This window comes from Streptomyces sp. SX-6, assembly GCF_059089585.1.
Map to the genome: position 1 here is coordinate 97,960 of NZ_JBTHHU010000018.1, position 18,775 is coordinate 116,734.

22 protein-coding genes are annotated in these 18,775 nt (G+C 69.2%); 14 read left to right on the forward strand and 8 right to left on the reverse strand.

Annotation, left to right across the window (positions count from 1 at the left end):
- Nucleotides 1-62: 62 nt before the first annotated feature.
- The 6 genes from ACV530_RS22010 (at nt 63) to ACV530_RS22035 (ending at nt 4,872) form a co-directional block, all read left to right on the forward strand.
- The gene (locus tag ACV530_RS22010) at nt 63-1,439 is read left to right on the forward strand and encodes a hypothetical protein (RefSeq protein ID WP_494334299.1); all 1,377 of its coding nucleotides are present in this window, start codon (nt 63-65) and stop codon (nt 1,437-1,439) included.
- Nucleotides 1,440-1,599: 160 nt separating this feature from the next.
- On the forward strand, nt 1,600-3,123 hold the full coding sequence (locus tag ACV530_RS22015; RefSeq protein ID WP_494334300.1) for a S8 family peptidase: 1,524 nt from the start codon (nt 1,600-1,602) through the stop codon (nt 3,121-3,123).
- Between the two features lie 243 nt (nt 3,124-3,366).
- The gene (locus ACV530_RS22020) at nt 3,367-3,570 is read left to right on the forward strand and encodes a bacteriocin immunity protein (protein WP_494334301.1); all 204 of its coding nucleotides are present in this window, start codon (nt 3,367-3,369) and stop codon (nt 3,568-3,570) included.
- 7 nt (nt 3,571-3,577) lie between these two features.
- A complete protein-coding gene (locus ACV530_RS22025) occupies nt 3,578-4,012 on the forward strand; it encodes an SMI1/KNR4 family protein (protein ID WP_494334302.1) in 435 nt (144 codons plus the stop codon).
- A gap of 2 nt (nt 4,013-4,014) precedes the next feature.
- Nucleotides 4,015-4,305 carry a hypothetical protein gene (locus ACV530_RS22030; protein ID WP_494334303.1) on the forward strand — a complete coding sequence of 97 codons (291 nt, stop codon included), beginning with the start codon at nt 4,015-4,017 and terminating at the stop codon, nt 4,303-4,305.
- A 36-nt stretch (nt 4,306-4,341) separates the two neighbouring features.
- Nucleotides 4,342-4,872, forward strand: a complete 531-nt coding sequence (locus tag ACV530_RS22035; RefSeq protein WP_494334304.1) for an SMI1/KNR4 family protein — start codon at nt 4,342-4,344, stop codon at nt 4,870-4,872.
- Nucleotides 4,873-5,274: 402 nt separating this feature from the next.
- On the opposite strand, the gene ACV530_RS22040 is transcribed toward ACV530_RS22035, so the two are convergent.
- Entirely contained in the window at nt 5,275-6,126 is an 852-nt protein-coding gene (locus tag ACV530_RS22040) for a helix-turn-helix domain-containing protein (RefSeq protein WP_494334305.1), read from the reverse strand.
- 232 nt (nt 6,127-6,358) lie between these two features.
- Here ACV530_RS22040 and ACV530_RS22045 point away from each other — a divergent pair, with 232 nt between their 5' ends.
- Together ACV530_RS22045 and ACV530_RS22050 are read left to right on the forward strand one after the other, a co-directional pair.
- Nucleotides 6,359-6,811, forward strand: coding sequence for an ATP-binding protein (locus tag ACV530_RS22045; protein WP_494334306.1), 453 nt, complete (start codon nt 6,359-6,361; stop codon nt 6,809-6,811).
- Nucleotides 6,808-7,374, forward strand: coding sequence for a GNAT family N-acetyltransferase (locus ACV530_RS22050; protein WP_494334307.1), 567 nt, complete (start codon nt 6,808-6,810; stop codon nt 7,372-7,374). The genes ACV530_RS22045 and ACV530_RS22050 overlap by 4 nt, the downstream gene beginning before the upstream one ends.
- Nucleotides 7,375-7,490: 116 nt before the next feature.
- Here the strand turns inward: ACV530_RS22050 and ACV530_RS22055 are convergent, their stop codons facing one another.
- Nucleotides 7,491-8,255, reverse strand: a complete 765-nt coding sequence (locus tag ACV530_RS22055; RefSeq protein WP_494334350.1) for a GNAT family N-acetyltransferase — start codon at nt 8,253-8,255, stop codon at nt 7,491-7,493.
- A 198-nt stretch (nt 8,256-8,453) separates the two neighbouring features.
- On the opposite strand from ACV530_RS22055, the gene ACV530_RS22060 reads away from it, so the two are divergent.
- On the forward strand, nt 8,454-8,855 hold the full coding sequence (locus tag ACV530_RS22060; protein ID WP_494334308.1) for a hypothetical protein: 402 nt from the start codon (nt 8,454-8,456) through the stop codon (nt 8,853-8,855).
- Nucleotides 8,856-9,071: 216 nt separating this feature from the next.
- Here ACV530_RS22060 and ACV530_RS22065 read toward each other — a convergent pair whose 3' ends face one another.
- Genes ACV530_RS22065 through ACV530_RS22080 form a run of 4 tightly spaced genes read right to left on the reverse strand, consistent with a single transcriptional unit; the run spans nt 9,072 to nt 13,314 of the window.
- On the reverse strand, nt 9,072-10,577 hold the full coding sequence (locus ACV530_RS22065; protein ID WP_494334309.1) for a helix-turn-helix domain-containing protein: 1,506 nt from the start codon (nt 10,575-10,577) through the stop codon (nt 9,072-9,074).
- On the reverse strand, nt 10,574-11,194 hold the full coding sequence (locus tag ACV530_RS22070; protein WP_494334310.1) for a lysoplasmalogenase: 621 nt from the start codon (nt 11,192-11,194) through the stop codon (nt 10,574-10,576). The genes ACV530_RS22065 and ACV530_RS22070 overlap by 4 nt, the downstream gene beginning before the upstream one ends.
- Nucleotides 11,191-12,072, reverse strand: coding sequence for a sterol desaturase family protein (locus ACV530_RS22075; protein WP_494334311.1), 882 nt, complete (start codon nt 12,070-12,072; stop codon nt 11,191-11,193). Before ACV530_RS22075 ends, ACV530_RS22070 begins: the two co-directional genes overlap by 4 nt.
- A 42-nt stretch (nt 12,073-12,114) precedes the next feature.
- Complete coding sequence (locus ACV530_RS22080) at nt 12,115-13,314, reverse strand: FAD-dependent monooxygenase (protein ID WP_494334312.1); 1,200 nt, start codon at nt 13,312-13,314, stop codon at nt 12,115-12,117.
- Nucleotides 13,315-13,403: 89 nt separating this feature from the next.
- Between ACV530_RS22080 and ACV530_RS22085 the strand changes: the two genes are divergently transcribed.
- The 4 genes from ACV530_RS22085 (at nt 13,404) to moaA (ending at nt 17,524) form a co-directional block, all read left to right on the forward strand.
- Entirely contained in the window at nt 13,404-14,018 is a 615-nt protein-coding gene (locus tag ACV530_RS22085; RefSeq protein ID WP_494334313.1) for a PadR family transcriptional regulator, read from the forward strand.
- Nucleotides 14,019-14,467: 449 nt separating this feature from the next.
- Nucleotides 14,468-14,785 carry a DUF485 domain-containing protein gene (locus ACV530_RS22090; RefSeq protein WP_494334351.1) on the forward strand — a complete coding sequence of 106 codons (318 nt, stop codon included), beginning with the start codon at nt 14,468-14,470 and terminating at the stop codon, nt 14,783-14,785.
- A 5-nt stretch (nt 14,786-14,790) separates the two neighbouring features.
- A complete protein-coding gene (locus ACV530_RS22095; protein ID WP_494334352.1) occupies nt 14,791-16,425 on the forward strand; it encodes a monocarboxylic acid transporter in 1,635 nt (544 codons plus the stop codon).
- A gap of 109 nt (nt 16,426-16,534) precedes the next feature.
- The gene (gene moaA / locus ACV530_RS22100) at nt 16,535-17,524 is read left to right on the forward strand and encodes a GTP 3',8-cyclase MoaA (protein WP_494334314.1); all 990 of its coding nucleotides are present in this window, start codon (nt 16,535-16,537) and stop codon (nt 17,522-17,524) included.
- Here moaA and ACV530_RS22105 read toward each other — a convergent pair.
- Nucleotides 17,521-17,757 carry a hypothetical protein gene (locus ACV530_RS22105; RefSeq protein WP_494334315.1) on the reverse strand — a complete coding sequence of 79 codons (237 nt, stop codon included), beginning with the start codon at nt 17,755-17,757 and terminating at the stop codon, nt 17,521-17,523. The genes moaA and ACV530_RS22105 overlap by 4 nt on opposite strands.
- Before the next feature lie 204 nt (nt 17,758-17,961).
- Entirely contained in the window at nt 17,962-18,324 is a 363-nt protein-coding gene (locus ACV530_RS22110; RefSeq protein WP_494334353.1) for a DUF3099 domain-containing protein, read from the reverse strand.
- Between the two features lie 127 nt (nt 18,325-18,451).
- Here ACV530_RS22110 and ACV530_RS22115 point away from each other — a divergent pair, with 127 nt between their 5' ends.
- On the forward strand, nt 18,452-18,733 hold the full coding sequence (locus ACV530_RS22115; protein ID WP_494334316.1) for a GlsB/YeaQ/YmgE family stress response membrane protein: 282 nt from the start codon (nt 18,452-18,454) through the stop codon (nt 18,731-18,733).
- Nucleotides 18,734-18,775 lie beyond the last annotated feature (42 nt).

Below are 18,775 nucleotides of genomic sequence, written 5' to 3' on the forward strand. Positions count from 1 at the left end.
TTCTTTCCTTCCCCCCTCCCCCCTCCCCCCCCCCCCCCCCCCCCCCCCCCGCGGCCGCACGGGTGCTGGAACGTGCCGCCGCCGACACCTCGATGCCCGTCCATTACCGCACCGACGCGATCCGTGCCGCCGCGTGGATCCCGGAGTACGGCACCCAACTCCTGCTGCGGTACGCGAAGTCCGCGGAGGTTCCGGTCGCCGAGGCGGCGCTCGCCGCCCTCGCGCGTACCGAGCGTCCGGGGGAGCACCTGTCCGCCCTCCTCGCCCACGCCGGAGGGGACCGGGCCCGTGTCGCGGTGTACGCGGCGACCCGCGCGAGCCGCTACGTCCCGCCCTCCCGGCTCGCGGGGCAGCTGCGGGCGCTCCTGCTCGCGGACAGCGGGGTGAAGGTGACCAGCCGCAAGGAGGCGGCGCGCATCGCGGCCACCACGCTTCCGGTGCGGGAGGCGGCGGCACTGCTCGCCGAGGTCTGCGCACAGCCCGGCCGGCACCACGACGTACAGGCGGCCTGCGTGGCGTTCACCACCGGGCTGCTCGCGTGCGAAGAGGCCTGGACGCTGCTGGAGCACGCCGCGTCCGGGCGGCGCGAACTGCGCCTGGCCGTGCTCACGACCCGGCCGGAGCAACTGCCGGAGTACCACCGGCCGCGCTACGCCGCGTTGATACGCGCCCTGTGCGACACCGACGACCCCGAGGTCGCCGTCGACGGCTACGCGGCACTCGGCCGGTGGGAGCGCTGGGTGCCCGGCGGCACGGCGACGCTCGTCGCCGCGCTCACCGACCTGGACAACCGCGCGAGCTGGCGGCCCGCGGCCCAGGCCCTGTGCGCCGCCGTCCTGACCGGCGCGTCGGACGCCGCCCCGCTCCTCGACGCGCTCGGGCAGCTGATTGCCGCCGATGCGCTCGCGGGCACCCCCGACGCGGAGCCGGACCGCGACCGTCCCGCCCGCCGCCGGATCCAGAACCTGACCGTCCGCATGTCCGGGAGCGCCCGGACGATGCCGCGCACCGCAGGACCGGTGGCGCGGGAAGCCGCCGAACTCCTCGCCGCACACGACGACTTCGTCGGCGAGGCGACGGGCCTGCTCGTCCAGGCCGTCGGCCTCGGCGGCCGCGATGCGGACGCCCTGACGGCCGAGCTGACGCACCTGGCCCGGCTGCACGAGGGCCGCCCCGCACTCGCGGTCCGTACGGCCGGCCTGCTCGACGGTCGGCTGCGCTCGCGGGCGGACATCAACGCGGCGTTCGGGCCCGTGGCCCGGGCCCTGGCCGAGGACGGCGGCCACGCCGCCGGGCTGTTCGCCGCGGCCCTCGTCGCCGACGGCGGGCGCCGTACGCTCTGGGCCGAGCCCTGGCGCGACCGGCTGCGGTCACTGCGCCGCCACGCCCACCCGGACGTACGGGACGCGGCGTTCGCCCTGACCACGGCGGAGGAGTGACGTGCGCCCCCACCACCCGGCCCAACCCTGGATGCTGAACCGCTTTCTTGGGGATTTCATTGCCTAAAGGGCCTGGTGGGCGCTAGCTTCACTCGTCATGTACCCGCCCGGGCACGGCAGGTGTCCGGGCGGCATCACGGATGATGTGGAGAACCCACCCATGGCTCATCTTCGTCCCAGACGCCGGCACGCGCTGCTCGCTGCGCCCGTCGGACTGGCCCTCACCGCGTCGCTCGGCCTCCTGCCCGGCGCCGCCTCGGCCGCCACCCAGGGCACACACCCGGCAAAGGCCCACGTCCGGACGGACGGCCCGCTGCTGTCATACGTGATCAACTCCGACACCGAGCGCGGCACCCTGGCCCGGGTGAAGAAGGCCGTCGCCGAGAACGGCGGCACCGTCCTCACGGCCTACGGCCAGATAGGCGTGGTCGTCGCGCACTCGAAGAACCCCGACTTCGGCACGGCACTGCGCGCGGTCCCGGGCGTGCAGTCCGCGGGCGCCACCCGCACCGCGCCCATCACCTCGGCCGCCACCACCGACGTCGGCAAGCCCGAGAAGCTCAAGCTGTCCAAGTCCGCCCAGTTGGCCGCCGGCAAGACCGCCGCGCGCGGCAACGAGCCGCTCGAGAGCCTCCAGTGGGACCTGCGGGCCATCAAGGCCGACAAGGCCGCGAAGGTCAACCCGGGCAGCAGGAAGGTCACCGTCGGTGTCATAGACACCGGCGTCGACGACACCCACCCGAACCTCGCCCCGAACTTCTCCCGCGCGCAGTCGGCCAGTTGCGTCACCGGCAAGGCCGACACCCGCCCCGGCGCCTGGCGCCCCTTCGACCCGGCCAAGGACTACCACGGCACCCACGTGGCCGGCACCATAGCCGCGGCCCGCAACGGCCACGGCGTGGCCGGCGTCGCGCCGGGCGTGAAGGTCTCCGCCATCAAGGTCAGCACGCAGGGCAACAGCATGTTCTACGCCGAGAGCGTGGTGTGCGCGTTCGTCTTCGCCGCCGACCACCACATCTCGGTGACGAACAACAGCTACTACGTCGACCCGTGGATGTTCAACTGCGCCGACGACCCCGACCAGAAGGCGATAGCCGACTCGGTCGGCCGCGCCGCGAACTACGCGAAGCGCAAGGGCGTCGTCAACGTCGCCTCCGCGGGCAACTCCAACTTCAACCTGTCGTCCCGGCAGATCACGGACAACTCCAGCCCCGACGACGGCAAGCCCGGCCCGCGGAAGATCGACCCCGCCACCTGCCTCGACGTCCCGGCCCAACTGCCCGGCTTCGTCACGGTCTCCGCGACCGGCGTCAAGTCCCTGAAGTCGTACTACTCCAACTACGGCCTGGGCTCCATCACCGTGGCGGCCCCCGGCGGCGACAACCTCCAGGTTCCCGACGCCCCCGCCAAGGACGGCCGCATCCTCTCCACCCTCCCGGGCGGCGACTACGGCTGGCTGCAGGGCACGTCCATGGCCAGCCCGCACGTGGCCGGTGTCGCGGCGCTGCTGAAGAGCACGCACCCGGACGCCAGCCCGCAGGAGATCCAGTGGATGCTCAAGGCCCAGGCGAACAACCCGGGTTGCCCGGTCGCCCCGGCCGACGCCACCTGCACCGGCACCAAGAACATCAACAGCCACTTCGGCTACGGCATCGTCGACGCCCTCGCGGCGGTCCGCGACTGACGCGGACGCCCTGACGGTGGCAGGGGGCCGGGCGGCGACGCCCGGCCCCTTTGTGCTCTCATGGGGCGGTGACTCGTACCACCCCGGGCCTCAGTTGGGTTCCCGTTGAGGATCGAGCGCTCATCGATGAGTCGGAGACGAACACGCCGACTCGGATCGCTGCGGTGCGCTGCGCATCTTCACATGCCCCGCTGATCCAAGGCATCCGCACCAGCTCGGTCTGCAGTGACCGGGATGTCCCGCATGGCGCGTGATGAGCTCGTCGAGCTCGTGCAGAAGATTATGGAGGCCGACTGCACGGAGGCCGAACACGACGCTCTTGTTGCCCTCTTGGAGAGGAGTGTTCTTCATCCGCGGGTGCTGGGTCTGATCTATCACGCCAGGCCTGAACTCACGGTGGAGGAAGTGGTGGACAAGGCCCTCGCCTATCGTCCCATTGCCTTGTAGGAAAGTTATGTGGCATGAGTTGATCTCGCGGTCGAGCGAGGATGCTGAGATCGCCGATCCAGCGCTTGAGGCTGTAGTCGAATCCATTGCTGAGCGCCTTGGGCAGGTTGTGCCTGCCGATTTAGTGGCCCTCTTGCTGGAGAGTAACGGAGTGGTGGACCGGTATGGCGCGGATGTTGTCTGGTCTGCTGAGCGGATCTCCAAGGAGAATGAGGCGTTCCGGGCCAACCCCGACTACGCGGACCTCTACGAGTCGTTCACCTCGCTCATGTTTTTCGGTGACGACGGAGGCGGCGATCAGTTCGCGTTCATGCGCGCACCCGACTGCGCGGGAGTGTTCGTCTGGGACCACGAGACCGACGAACGGCGTGTGGTGGCCGAGTCCCTGGAGCAGTATCTGATCCGGGTTCTCGCAGGTGATGGCGAGGACTGGTACCGCTGATCATGGCGCGATTTCTGGGTAAGGCTGATTACTTCAGTATCGAAGTCGAGACCGCCGTGGATGGACGGGACGGCGTGGCTTACTACGAGTTTGTGGACACCGTTCCAACGCGACAAGTGACGCACGTCGGCGATCTGTGGCTGACCTCGCGGAGGGAATTTCACTCCATGATCGGCCCTCTGATCTCGGATCAGTACCTGCAGCCAGGAGAGTTTGAGGAGGAGGCCAGGGTTTCATGCGAGGAATTCGAAGCTGCATGGCAGCAAGCTCTGGAACAAGAGCACGGCTCATGATGGTTGTTGAGTGTCGTGTGGGCAGAGGGAGCGTCGGTGTCCTTTGAAACCCTTAAGGAGATGGTTCCACCACCTCCCGAGCGCGGGGGTCACACATGCGATTGGGCAGCGATCGAGCGTGACTTGAATCGTTGCCTGCCGGATGACTACAAGCAGCTCGTCGAGACGTACGGGCCGGGTTGGTTCGGTGGCTTCCTGCACATCTACCAGCCCCGGGCTCCGTGGCAACAGCTTGATCTCAAGCAGCAGAACGATGAGGAGTTGTCGGCGCTTCGGGAGCTTCAAGAGGACGGCGAAGAGATTCCCTTCCCGGTCGACGAGCGCCCCGAAATCTTCAGTTTCGGCAGGAGTGGCAACGGAGACTCTCTGTTCTGGCACTGTCCTGAAGGGGCAGACCCTAACTCCTGGACGGTTTCCGTCAAGGAGGCTCGGGGCGAGGAATGGTTCACATTTGGTGGTGGCGTGACGGATTTCCTCCGTGCAGCATTGTCCCGAGAAGTCAGAGTGTCGGTGTTTCCGGGTGACTTCCCGGTTGAGGGGCCTGTCTTCACCCCGTACGAGGTTTGAGAAGGGTGGCGGCGATGTCTGGGTACGTTCGAAGTTATCAAGCCGCTGCCTTCACAGGCGGAGCAGAGGGTTGGGAGTTCGGAACTGAGCGCTGTGGAGCCGCTCGTGCGGGATGGCTCCGTGGTTCGGGTGCTATGGGGTATGCGTGCTGGGAGAGTTGGACACGCAGGCGTGGATGAGTAGGGCGCGTAGTGCCGTGACGGTGGTAGCGATCACGGTGGCGGGGCTGTCGCCTTCACGGATTAGTATGCGGTCGGCACTTGGGGTGAGTTCCAGGAAATCGTCCTCTGGACCAGTTGAGTAAGGGGACTTGAGCCACCGGGATATTCGTATCTCGACGCATGAGTTTCCCGCTTGACAGAAGGACGACTTCTGCCAGCCACTCTCAAACATTTCTTCCTCTCACAGTTGTCTCGCGATGCTCTGGATGCGGTCACGGGACTCCGGGACCGAGAGGGCCTTGGCCTTCATGCGGTCCAGCAGGCTTCGGTAATTCCGCAGCTGCGCAGGTGAGTCCAGGAAGACCACGCCGTGGGTCGCGTCCAGCTGGATTGTGTCGAGCGCCTCGACGTCACCCTGGGCGTAGAAGATGGATTGACCTGACCCGGCGAATCCACCTGCTTCGAATGGGATTACCCGGATCGTGATGTGTTCTCTTTCGCTCATGGCCAACAAGTGCTTCAGCTGGGCGCGTGCGACCTTCGCGCCGCCGAACTGCATCCGTAGAGCGGCCTCGTGGATCACGGACTCGTACGGTGGTGGGTCTTCATGGCCGAGTACCTCCTGTCTGCGCACTCGGTATGTGACGCGCCTTTCGAAGTCGGGGCCGAGGAGTGGTGGGTCCGCTTCGGCGAAGATCGCGTCGATGTGTTCCTTGGTCTGGAGGAGCCCAGGGATGTGTGCGATCTGAAAGGTGCGCAGGCCGCGAGCGTGGTGCTCCAGCTCTGCGATGTCCAAGAAGTCTGCGGGGAGAGTGTTCCTGTACTCCAGCCACCACCCCTTGGTGCGGTCCTCGGCAATCTCGACCAAGGCGTTGACGTACTCAGGGTCGTCGCAGCCGTAGTGGCAAGCAAGTGTTCGGACTCGGTCGCCACTCACCCCGAACCGTGCCGATTCCATGTGGCTGATCTTGGTGTGGTCGATCCCGAGCTGGGCAGCGGCCTCACGGGAGTTGAGGCCGGCAGCCTCTCGCAGCCTTCGCAACTCCGCACCGAGGCGTCGTTGACGAGCGGTGGTGGTTGTCCTGGGTGGCATGCGGTCAGTGTGCCTCTCACGGGTGAATCGATGCCACCAGGATCACCATTGTTCCCGGAAGCGGTAGCTCTATTGATCCCGCGTGTCCTATGGTCCGGTCAGCGCCGTGCAGCTCGATCGAGGGTCCGAAGTACCTTTAGTCGCACGCCTGTTGGAGGGTGTTGAGCGATGGCTGGGTCACTGGTGGCAGCGGCACACCCGAAGCCTCAAGCCTGTGTTGGGAGCTCCGCCAATGCGTAGTACCGCCGTGCTCAGTCGCGCCCGCATCAGCTTCACCCCTGAACCCGCGAAGCCCTACGTGATGACCGCACCCGCGGATCCCACTACCGCCCGTCTCGCCAGAGAGTTCGTCACCGCAGCGCTCAACGCGGCGGATCGCCCCGCCCTCATCGAGAACGCCCGCATCTGTGTCTCCGACGCCGTCGCCAATGTCGTACTCCATGCCCGCGTCGCCGACCTCACCGTGGAGATGGCCGTCCACCCCGCCCACGTCGTGGTCGCCGTTCGCGACGACGACCCCACCCGTCTCCCCTGGCCGCGCCCGGCATGCACGGACACGGAAGGCGGCAGGGGGCTGACGCTGGTGCGCCATCTCTCCGATGCCTCCGGCATCACGTGGGTGTGGGACGGCCTCAACTTGGTCGGTAAGAAGGTCTGGTTCCAACTGGGCAAGGAGAAGCCATGAACTCAGACCAGGATTCGGACATCTCGATCCGTACGTACAGGCCCGGTGAGATCCTGCCCCTGCTCGACGTCCTCGCGGACATCTGGGCCGACGCGCACCCGGAAGCCGCCGGGGCACCCGCGGCCGACACCGACGGCCTGTCCGTCGCATCCTTCCGTCGCCAGGTCATCGGCCACCTCGCCCATGAGGGGTTCACGCTTGTCGGCTCATACGCGCATGGATCCTTGACCGGATTCGGTTATGGCTTCCCCTGCACCCCTGCCTACTGGTTCGGCACTGAGCTGTTGCCGCGGATCCCCGAGCCGGCTCGCACCACGGACCGGCTCATGGGTCTGTGCGAGTTGGCGGTGCGCCCGCCGTGGCAGTCCCGGGGGATGGGGACTGCCATGCATGGGGCGTTGCTCAAGGCGATTGACCCGCAGTGGTCTTCGCTGCTCGCCTTGCCTGAGAACACGCGTGGCCGAAGGCTCTACGAGCGCCTTGGGTACCGCTACGCCGGGCCTTACCGCAACAGCCCGGGCGGTCAGGTCTTCGACCTGCTACTGCTGCGCGTCACCGTGTAATGGCGAACCGGGTACGGGTTTCCCCGCAACTGAGGGTAGTTCTTGCGGGGAAACCCGTACCCGGTTCGCCATTCACCCTCCGCGGCGGGAACGGGTGCGGTGCCTGGGGCTGGGGGTCAAGGGGTGATGGTGTATTCGGTGAACTGGCCGCAGGAGCGGAAGCCCAGGCGTTGGTAGACGGGCTCGCCGTCCGCCGATGCCTGGAGGACCGCGATGCGGTGGTCCAGGCGGCGGGCGGTGTGGAGGGCGGCGAGGGTGATGGCGCCGCCGTACCCGCGGCGACGGTGGGTGGCCAGGGTGCAGATGTTGTAGATCCCCGCGACTTGCGCATGGTGGAAGACCTCGGCCGAGCAGACCGGGCGGCCTTCCGCATAGCCGACCAGGTAGCGGGCAGGGCAGTCGGCGGCGAGTGCCTGCGGGGCGGCCCGGTCGAAGAAGCGGCGCACGGTGGCGGCGGGCGGGTCCCAGTTGGCGGCGAGGACCATGGCGTAGTCGGAGAGTTGTCCGGGGGTGGTCACCGGGCGGATGTCCAGCCCGTCCGTGTGCGGTTGAGGGAGGGTGTCCTCCAACTCGGCCCACATCGCCGTCTCGTGTTCGGCGGCCGGCAGACCGGCGGCCGACAGGCGGGCTCCGAGGTCTCCCGGTGCGGAGGCGGGACCCACCCACCAGGAGAAGGGGCGGCCGGTGGCGGCCAGTGTCCGGGTCGTCTCGGCGATGCGTGACCGGGCGGTGTCCGGGGTGAAGCGGGCAGCGGCGACGATGTTGAACGTGTCGTCATCAAGGCCGCTGTCGGCGACCAGGAGGTCGCCGGTCTCCATGACGGTCGCGCCTGTGACCTGCCGGTGCAAGTGGCAGGCGTGTTCGGCCAGGTTCTGCTCCATCCTGACCAGCAGATCGCTCTCGTCGTGGGAAGAGGGCTTCATCGGGTTCACGAGATCGATCCCATCACAGCTGCGCGCAGTGCCCGCACTCCGCCCCGTATGGGTGATCTTCCGAGTGTCCCCGGTGAGGTTGGAAAGCCTGGTCATGCAAGCCCGGTCCGAGGAGCGGCCGGAGAGGGACGAGGGGTGGTCGCGCTGATGAACCGCAGCACTGTGAGAACTCGCTGGGCCCTGCGGGCCGCCGCGACGGGGGTCGGTGCCATGGCCCTGTTCGCCGCCACGGCGCCCCCGGCGTCCGCGAGTTGGGGAGGCTGTTCGGGGCTGACCTGTCTGGAGGCCGAGGGCACGGGGCTGTATGTGACGCGGCTGACGGTCACCCCTGCACCGGGCCCACAGTTCAACGGCCACTTCCGTCTCACCGGCCCCGGCGTCAACAGCGAGAGCGCGGTGCAGCACTGGCACAAAGGCTCGCGGTACAGCGTCGGTATCGGCCACGGGGTGAGCAACCACACCAAGTTCTGCGCCGAGGGGTGGGAGGACGACATCACCGGCGCCGTCAAGCGATCCGTCGGCCGGGTCTGCGTCGACGTGCACATGTGAACGGCGAACCGGGTACCGCTTTCCGCACGAGAACTGCCCTCAGCCGTGCGGAAAGCGGTACCCGGTTCGCCGCACACCATCCGAACGTGAGCCGGGGCCCAGACTGTTGCCCGGACCCCTCTGGTTCCCCCGTGTGCCACCGCCTGTGCGGCGGTGATGGGAAGACCGTACGGCGCCACGGCGGGCGGCAATACCTCACGGGTGCACGGTCACGCGCTACCCGCTGTCACGCGTGCACGGTCCGGACGCGTGACCTGCGCGCATCGGGCCCGGCAGCGGCGGGAGGTTCGTACGGTCCAGTGCGGTGAACGCGAGCGCCGTCTCGTACAACGCGCTGCCGCCGGTGAAGAGTTGGCGGCGCAGCAGGGGTTCCGCGCTGCGGATGTGTTCGCGGACGGTCTGCGGGTGCAGGCCCAGGCGGCGGGCCGTGCGGTTGACGCCGGTGTTCTCGGCGATCCAGGTGCGTACGGTGCGGCGCAGCTCGCGGTCGGCGTCGTCGAGCCTGTCCAGGAGGTCCGTCGCCCAGGCTCGGACCGGCTCGGTGGTTAGTAGTTGTTCCGGCGTGGCTGCTTCGGCCGGGCCGTCGGGGGCGTGGATGGCGAGGGCGAGGTGGAGCACCGCCCGGGCCCGTACGTCGGTCAGGTCGGTGCGCAGCAGGGCTGCGGCGCGGTCCATGCGTGCCCGTACGGTGTTGCGGCTCACGCCCAGGATCTTGGCGGCGTTGACCGCGGTGAACTCCAGGCCGAGGCCGAGGGTTGCCAGCAGCGTGCCTCTGGTCTGGGGCGGGAGGGAGTTCAGGGGGCGTAGGGCTGCGGCTGCCCAGGGGGCGGACGTCGCGGGGTCCAGGACTTCCGTCAGCTGGGTCTGGGCGGTGTGGGCCGCCGTGCGGTCGGGGCGGGCACGGGCAACGGCGAGGGCGCGGTGCGCCTCGCGGTACGACTCCGCGGTCTGTTCCAGTGGGTGCCGTCCGCCGACGCCCAGGAACACGCCCTCCCGCGCGGACACGATGCGCCGCAGCGCGTGCCCGGCACCGTCCGCCCGTTCGTCGCGTGCCGTCGCGTGTCCCGTGAACGGAACGACGGTGATGAGGTGTTGCTCGTAGGCGGGGCAGCGTACGACCAGGGCGCAGCCGGCGATGGCCGCGTCGCATTCGTGTGCCAGGGCGTCCCGTTGGTCCTCCGGGGCCTCGACGATGTAGAGGTCTGTCCATTCCGCGTCGAGCAGGCCGGGGTGCAGGCCGCCTACGGTGCGTTGTGCCAGGGGTACGTCGCCGCCCATCAGGAGTTGCAGCACGGCCAGGCGCAGTGCCGAGACGGCCTCTCCTGCCCTGCGGCGCTGCTCGTCGGCGTCCTGTGTGCGCAGGAGCAGCGTCAGTACGTCGGCGGCGTGGCTGACCAGTGTGCTGTCCTGCTCGTCGAACGGGTGGTCCCGGGCGACGGCGAGCACCGGGTGCGGGGCGTGGCGCCCCAAGGCGAACAGCCGCAGGTGGACGTGGTCTTCCTCGACGGCTGCCGCGCGCAGTCTGCCTCCGGCCACTTCGGGGAGCAGGTCCCGGGCGGCGCGCGTGGGGACGGTGGTCTCGCCGTCGTGGACTGTCAGGGTCACCGTGCCGTTGACGGCGTTGCCGAGCCAGGCGGTCAGGCGTCGTATCGCGGTCCGGGTGTCGTAGGTGCCCGCCCTGGCGAACTGCAGGAGTTCGGCGAGCCGTGGCGAGTGGCTCATCGGGGAACTGTCCTCAACAGGCCCTCTGTCAGGAGGTATTGGGCTCCCGTGTATGTGAGCATCACCCAGAACTGGGGTGCGGGCAGCTGTGGCCGGCCCGCGAGGTTGCCGGCGATGAGGGCGTCCGACAGGAGGAACAGCGCGCCGCCTGCCGCGGTGGCCGGGCCGGTGCGGGTGGCGGTCAGGGCCGTGGTGGTGAGGAGCAGGCTGTAGAGGGCGACCGGCAGGCGCAGGTCCTGGGGCAGGCCGGGCCAGAGGAGGGCGAGCGTGCCCAGCCAGGCCGTGCCGTAGGCGGCGGTCAGGCGGTGGGTGACGGTCCGTGTGCCGTGGCGGGTGCACAGGGTGAGGTAGCAGGCGTGGCCGGCGGCGAAGGAGGCCATGCCCGCGAGGAAGGCGGGTTGGCCGCCCGTCTGCAGGAGTACGTCGCCTGCGCAGCCGAACAGCAGGGCCAGGGCCAGGAGTCGGGGGCCGCCTTTGTGGAGTACGTACTCCGCGAGGAGCGGCATGAGTACCGGCTTGGTGGTCTGTGCCAGGTGGGGTGTGTCCCGTAGCAGGCCGCCCAGGTGGGTGGCTGTCGCCGCTGCGAAGACGGCCAGGCGTCTGCGGACGCCCCTCATGCCGCGTGCTCCCGTACCGCACGACGTCCGGGGCGGCGGGCCTCCGGAGGTCTGGGCTGCCAGCCCGGGCCCCGGAAGACCCGTCCCGCCCGCTCGCTCCAACTGCGCGCCGCCCGCACATCCCGTGCGATGGCCGCGTACTCGTGGGTGGCCACGCGCAGGGGGTTGAAGGTGTGGATGTTCTTCGTCAGCCCGTAGACCGGGCGTTCGCCCTCCGGGACGAACGAGCCGAACATCCGGTCCCAGATGATGAGGATGCCGCCGAAGTTGCGGTCCAGGTAACCGCCTTGGGAAGCGTGGTGCACGCGGTGGTGGGACGGGGTGTTGAGAACGTACTCGAAGGGCCTGGGGAGTTTGCCCACGCGTTCTGTGTGCACCCAGAACTGGTAGACGAGGTTCGCCCCCGAGCAGAAGGCCACTGCCGCCGGGTGGACGCCGAGGGCGACCATCGGCACGTAGAAGGGCCAGACCGTCCATGTGGTCCACGGCTGGCGCAGGGCCGTGGTGAAGTTGAACTTCCTGCTGGAGTGATGCACCACGTGGCACGCCCACAGGACTCTGATGACGTGGTGGCCACGGTGCGACCAGTAGTAGAAGAAGTCCTGCGCGAGGAGCATCAGCGGCAGCGTCCACCACAGCACGGGCACGCGCAGCGGCGTCAGTTCGTAGACCGCCGAGTAGACCGCCACGATCGGGATCTTCCACAGTGTGTCGAAGAACAGGCTGCCCACGCCCATGCCGACGCTGGTGACCGCGTCCTTGGCCTCGTAGCCCTCGGTCTCCTCGTCGGGGTGCAGCCGGTGGCTCACCACCTCCACGGCGGTGAGCACGGCGAAGGCGGGGACGGACCACAACACGACATCGGGAAGGTGCGGCATGGCCGCACCATAAGCCGCCGACGGCCGTGTCGCTAGGGGTTGTTACCCTCGGGTACCCAAGGTCACGGGGGTCACGGGCTCGTGCCAGTCGATGCGGTGACGGTGGACGGGGCCGAACATCTGCTCGGGCGTGGGCATGGCGGCCGTCGCGGGCCTGGTCGTGGTCTGCCCTGCCTTCATCTTGTTGGTGGCGGCGGCGCCCGCGCCGATGAGCTCGACCCGGGAGCGGCGCAGCCGGTCGTAGGCCGCGAAGGCGTCGGGGACCGGCAAGTCCCGCAGGCAGCGTGCCAGTTCGACGGCGCTCTCGATGGCGAGCGAGGCGCCCTGACCCGAGCTGGAGGACGGGGCGTGCGCCGCATCGCCCACCAGCACCATCCGGTCCCGGTGCCAGTGCGGCACCGACGGCATGCGCTCCATCGGGCCCACCAGCATCAGTCCGGCGGGGTCGGTCTGCGCCAGGATCGCCTCGCCGGGCACATGGCCGGTGTACAGCTCGCGCAGTTGCGCCAGCCAGTCGGCGGCCGGGATGCGGTGGACCTCGGCCGCCGTCAGCGGCTCGGTGCGGGGAAGGCTCGCGAACCAGCAGATGCGGCCGTCGGGTTGGCGCCAGTAGCCCATGAAGACGCGGCCGAACGCGAAATACATCTGGCCGGGTTCGGCCGTCACCCCGCTGTCGGCGGAGTGGCCGCCGAGGCTGAGGACGCCGCCGTACTCGGGGCCCGGCGCCTTGGGGTCGATGAGGTGGCGGACGGTGGAGCGGATGCCGTCGGCGCCGATCAGGACGTCGGCGGTGGCGGTCGAGCCGTCGGAGAAGACGGCGGTGACGGAATCGGCGGCCTCGTCGACGCCGACGAGCCGCTTGCCGTACTCGATGGGCACGCCTTCTGCCGTGGCGTGGTCGGCCAGGGCCCGGAACAGGTCCGTGCGGGCCATCACCAGGGTCTCGGGCAGTCCGGGGAAGCCGTGGAACTCGCTGAGCGCGGTGCCGTTGCCGTCCGCCATCACCACACCGGGCACGCGGTGGCCGAGGGTCTCCAGGACCTTGAGGACCTTGTCGGCGCCGATGGTCCGCAGCGCCTCCTGTCCGTTGGGTGCCAGGCCCAGCCATGCCCCCACACCGTCGGCGGCGACCGGGTGCGACTCGTACACCGTGGCCCGGATGCCCGCCTCGGCCAGTGCCAGTGCCGTCACGGGTCCGGCGATGCCGCCGCCGATCACCAGTGCTGTCCTCGCCTTGCTCATGCTCGCTCCTCGTTCGGTGGCTACGAGGAGATAGTTGCAGTGAAACTAGTTTCGCGTCAACTAGTTCTTTCGAGGCTAGCATCGGTGGCATGAGCACCCCCGTCCGCAGTTCCCCACTCGCCCTGACCGTGCTGGCGCTGCTGCACTACAAGCCTCTGCACCCCTACGGTGTGCAGAGGCTGCTCAAGCAGTGGGGCAAGGACCAGGTCGTCAACGTGGGCCAGCGCGCAGGCCTTTACCGGACGATCGACCGCCTGCACGCCGAGGGGCTGGTCACGGTCCGCGAGACGGGGCGTGACGAGGCCTATCCCGAGCGGACCGTCTATGAACTCACCGACGCCGGGCGGCGGACCGCCCGCGCCTGGCTGGACGAGATGCTGGCCGCGCCCAAGCGGGAGTACCCGCAGTTCCCGGTGGCCCTGTCGCACCTGCTGCTCCTCACCCCGCAGGAGGCCCTCGAGTCGCTGGAGCGGCGTGCGGCCCTGCTCGCCCGCAGCCGGGCGGACCTCGAAGCCGTGACGGCCGAGAGCGGCGCGTTCCCGCGCGTCGCCGTGCTGGAGATCGAGTACCTCCTCGCCGTCACCGTGGCCGAGGAGCGCTGGGTGTGCTCGGTCGTCGACGACCTGCGGACCGGCCGGCTCGCGTGGTCGGCCGAGGAACTGATCGCCCTCGCCGAGTCCGAGGAGGCGAAGGGAGGCGACTGACGCGCCGTCAGCGCGTGCGCAGGGTGTCGATGCTGAGCAGGGGGAGCGGCACTCTCGGTCCGTACCAGCGGCCCGCCGTGGGAATCACGGCGGGCCGTTCTGTATGTACGGCCGGTATGGGGGCCGTCAACCTGACGATTCCGAACGGACGTCGGCCGGGCGACTGCGGCAAAGGCGGCGGCTCTGTGCTCACACCAGGTCAACGAGGCCGTGGCCGGCCGGTATTGCCTCACCTGGCCCAGACGTGTCATCTCGTGACCATTCGTCTGTCGCATACTGCGGTGTCCTTCTACGATGCGTGACCCGGATCACACTATCGGCTCGCGCCCCGTCGGTCGTTTTGTCATCGGTCGTTAGGAGAAGCCGTGGACTCGGAAGAGATTTCGGAAGAGACCGTGGAAAGCACGCCCACCACATCCCAGGGACAGGACGAGGCCGTCCGCCCCACCATCCCCGCCCAGGCCGACCGCTTCGCCGAGACGCAGGCGAGCGACGAGTTCGGCGAACTGCGCCGGGCCCACCGCTCGTTCGCCTTCCCGCTCACGGCGGCGTTCGTCGCCTGGTACCTGCTGTACGTCCTGCTGTCCAACTACGCGGGCGGCTTCATGTCCACCACCCTCGTCGGCACCATCAACGTCGCCCTCGTCCTCGGGCTGGCCCAGTTCGTCACCACCTTCCTGATCGCCTGGTGGTACGCCTGGCACGCCGGGGAGAACATCGACCCCAAGGCCAAGGCCATCAAGACGCGTCTGGAGGCCGGGGAATGAGCTCCATGCCGGCAGTTGCCCATCCGCTCGCCGCCGCCGCCGCGGGCGGTGCCGGTGAGCACCGTACGCTGATCATCACGCTGTTCTCGGTCTTCGTCGCCATCACCCTCGGCATCACCGTGTGGGCGGGGCGGCAGACCAAGGACGCCACCGACTTCTACGCCGGCGGCCGGTCCTTCACCGGCTTCCAGAACGGCCTCGCCATCTCCGGCGACTACATGTCCGCCGCCTCCTTCCTCGGCATCGCCGGCGCCATCGCCCTGTCCGGCTACGACGGCTTCCTCTACTCGATCGGCTTCCTCGTCGCCTGGCTGGTCGCGCTGCTGCTCGTCGCCGAACCGCTGCGCAACTCCGGCCGCTTCACCATGGCCGACGTGCTCGCGCACCGCCTGAAGCAGCGGCCCGTGCGCACGGCGGCCGGCACCTCCACCATCGTCGTCTCGGTCTTCTACCTGCTGGCCCAGATGGTCGGCGCGGGCGCGCTCGTCGCGCTGCTGCTCGGTGCGAGCGGCGAGGGGGCACGGCGCTGGATCATCGTGGCGGTCGGCCTGGTGATGGTGCTGTACGTGACGGTCGGCGGGATGAAGGGAACCACCTGGGTGCAGATCGTCAAGGCGGTGCTGCTCATCGCGGGCACGGTGCTGATCACCGTCCTGGTGCTCAGCAAGTTCCACTGGAACCTCTCGACGCTCCTCGGCCACGCCGCCGACAAGAGCGGCAAGGGCAAGGCGTTCCTCGAGCCCGGCCTGAAGTACGGCAAGACCGGTACGTCCAAGCTCGACTTCGTCTCGCTGGCCCTCGCGCTCGTCCTCGGCACCGCGGGGCTGCCGCACATCCTGATCCGCTTCTACACGGTGCCCACCGCCAAGGCGGCGCGGACGTCCGTGAACTGGGCCATCGGCATCATCGGTGCCTTCTACCTGATGACCCTCGCGCTCGGCTTCGGCGCCGCCGCCCTGGTCGGACCCAAGGCGATCATCGCGTCCAACGAGTCGGGCAACACGGCCGCGCCGCTGCTCGCCGAGTCGGTCGGCGGCGGCGCGGGGTCCACGGGTGGCGCGATCCTGCTCGCGGTCATCTCCGCCGTCGCCTTCGCCACCATCCTCGCCGTGGTGGCGGGCCTCACCCTCGCCTCCTCCGCCTCCTTCGCGCACGACCTGTGGGCGAACGTGATCCGCAAGGGGCAGACCGGCGAGAAGGAGGAGATCCTCACGGCGAAGATCGCCGCGGTCGTCATCGGCGTGATCTCCATCGCGCTCGGCATCTTCGCCCACCGGCTCAACGCGGCGGCCCTGGTGGCCCTCGCCTTCGCGGTCGCCGCCTCCGCCAACCTCCCCACGATCCTCTACAGCCTCTTCTGGAAGCGCTTCACCACCCAGGGCGCCCTGTGGTCGATCTACGGCGGACTCGTCTCGTCCGTCACGCTGGTGATCTTCTCGCCGGTCGTCTCCGGCAACCCGAAGGCGCTCTTCCCCGGCATGACGTTCGACTGGTTCCCGCTCGAGAACCCGGGCCTGGTCTCCATCCCGCTCGGCTTCGTGCTCGGCTGGCTGGTCTCGCTGCTCACCAGCGAGTCCGTGGAGCCGCGCAAGTACGCCGAGTTGGAGGTCCGGTCCCTGACCGGCTACGGCGCGCACTGATCCTTCGCGTCCTTCGCGGTCGGCCCCGGGCCTTCCTCTTTGGGGGAGTCCCGGGGCCATCACGTACCCTGCGGATCAATGCACTCACGTCCGCGGGAGGGGCCGTACCGTGCTCATCGACACTTTCGGCCGCGTCGCCACGGACCTCCGCGTCTCACTGACCGACCGCTGCAATCTCCGCTGCACCTACTGCATGCCCGAAGAGGGGCTGCAGTGGCTCTCCAAGCCCGATGTGCTCACCGATGACGAGATCGTCCGCCTCGTGCGCATCGCGGTCACCCTCCTCGGCGTCACCGAGGTCCGCTTCACCGGCGGCGAACCCCTGCTGCGGCCCGGCCTGGTCTCCGTGATCGGGCAGTGCGCCGCCCTCGACCCCCGGCCCCGGCTCTCCCTCACCACCAACGGCATCGGCCTGGCCCGTACCGCCCGCGCGCTGGCGGACGCCGGGCTGGACCGGGTCAACGTCTCCCTCGACACCCTGCGCCCCGAGGTCTTCGCGGCCCTGACCCGGCGCAAGCGCCACCAGGACGTCCTGGACGGGCTCGCCGCCGCCCGCGCGGCCGGGCTCGCCCCCGTGAAGGTCAACGCCGTCCTGATGCCCGGCCTCAACGACGACGAGGCCCCCGACCTGCTCGCCTGGGCCGTCGAGAACGACTACGAGCTGCGCTTCATCGAGCAGATGCCGCTCGACGCCCAGCACGGCTGGAAGCGCGAGGGCATGATCACCGCCGAGGAGATCCTGGCCTCCCTGCGCACCCGCTTCACCCTCACCCCCGAGGAGCGGGACGAGCGCGGCTCCGCGCCCGCCGAGCGCTGGACCGTCGACGGGGGGCCCGCCCGGGTCGGGGTCATAGCCTCCGTCACCCGCCCGTTCTGCCGGGCCTGCGACCGCACCCGGCTCACGGCCGACGGACAGGTGCGCACCTGTTTGTTCGCGACCGAGGAGTCCGACCTGCGCGGGGCGCTGCGCTCCGGCGCCACGGACGAGGAGATCGCCGGGTTGTGGCGGCGTGCCATGTGGGGCAAGCGGGCGGGGTCGGGGATCGACGACCCGGAGTTCTCGCAGCCGAGCCGGCCGATGTCGGCGATCGGCGGTTAGCGCTCTTCCCATTCCCCGAGCGTCACGACTTCCTTCAAGAACCCCCGCAGGCCAAGGAAGTTGGCGAGGTGTTCACGGTGCTCGTCGCACGCGAGCCACGTCTTGCGGCGCTCGGGGGTGTGCAGCTTCGGGTTGTTCCACGCCAGCACCCACACCGCCGCGGCGCGGCAGCCCTTGGCGGAGCAGATCACGGTCGTATCAGGGGAGTTCGGGGGGTTCGCGGGGGAGTTCACCCCGCCGACTCTACGTGACCTGCACGAAGACACGACGACGCCGGGCAGCCACGGGGGGAGCCGCCCGGCGTCGTTCATTCGCTCCGACGGGGGATGCGGAGCGCCTACGAAGTATGTCACGGAGAGCCCCGTGAAGGGCACCGAAAGACATGATTGATTTGAGGTTTTCTTGAGCTTGTCGGATAGGTGTCCGGAAGCGAAGGTTCAACTCCGGTCGGACTGTTGATCGTCGCGGTCCTTAGCGGGCGCGGAGTCCGTCGTTTCGGCGGGGCCCGACGGGAGAGCGGGCCTGGTGGGCGCGGGAACGAAGGTACCGGGCAGCGAAGGGGCGTTCTCCCGGCCCGCGTTGGCTATCACCACGGCCACGTACGGCAGCAGCGCACCGAGCACCAGCGTGCCCAGCGCGACATAGCGCTCGACGTCCCACAGCACCACCGTGAGGATCACGGAAATCGTCCGGATGCCCATCGAGATGACATACCGGCGCTGCCGGCCGCGGACGTCCTCCGTGAGCCCCTGCCGGGCCCCGGTGATCCGGAAGGCCTCGGCGGTGCCATGCCTGCGCATCACCATGTGTCCAACGGTACGCCGCACCCGCGCCGGACACGAGACCGGGGCGCCTCCGTATGGCGCCTGACATGCACGCACGCCGCTCGGAATGCGCCGTACGCCCCGCAGGCCGACACTGGCGGACATGAACTGGTTGTGGGCCATCGTCGTCGGCCTGGTCCTGGGCGTGATCGCTCGGGCGATCCTGCCGGGCAAGCAGAACATCCCGCTCTGGCTGACGATCGTCTACGGCATGCTCGGCAGCGTCCTGGGCAACTGGGCGGCCACCGGGCTGGGGGTCAACGACACCAGCGGCGTCGACTGGACCCGGCACCTGCTGCAACTGCTCGGCGCCGTCGTCGTGGTGGCGATCGGCAGCAGGCTGTGGGCCGTGGTGCGGGGCAAGGACAAGACGAAGGCCGGGTGACGCGGACGGCCGGTGCGCATCCCGCGCACCGGCCGTCCGCCT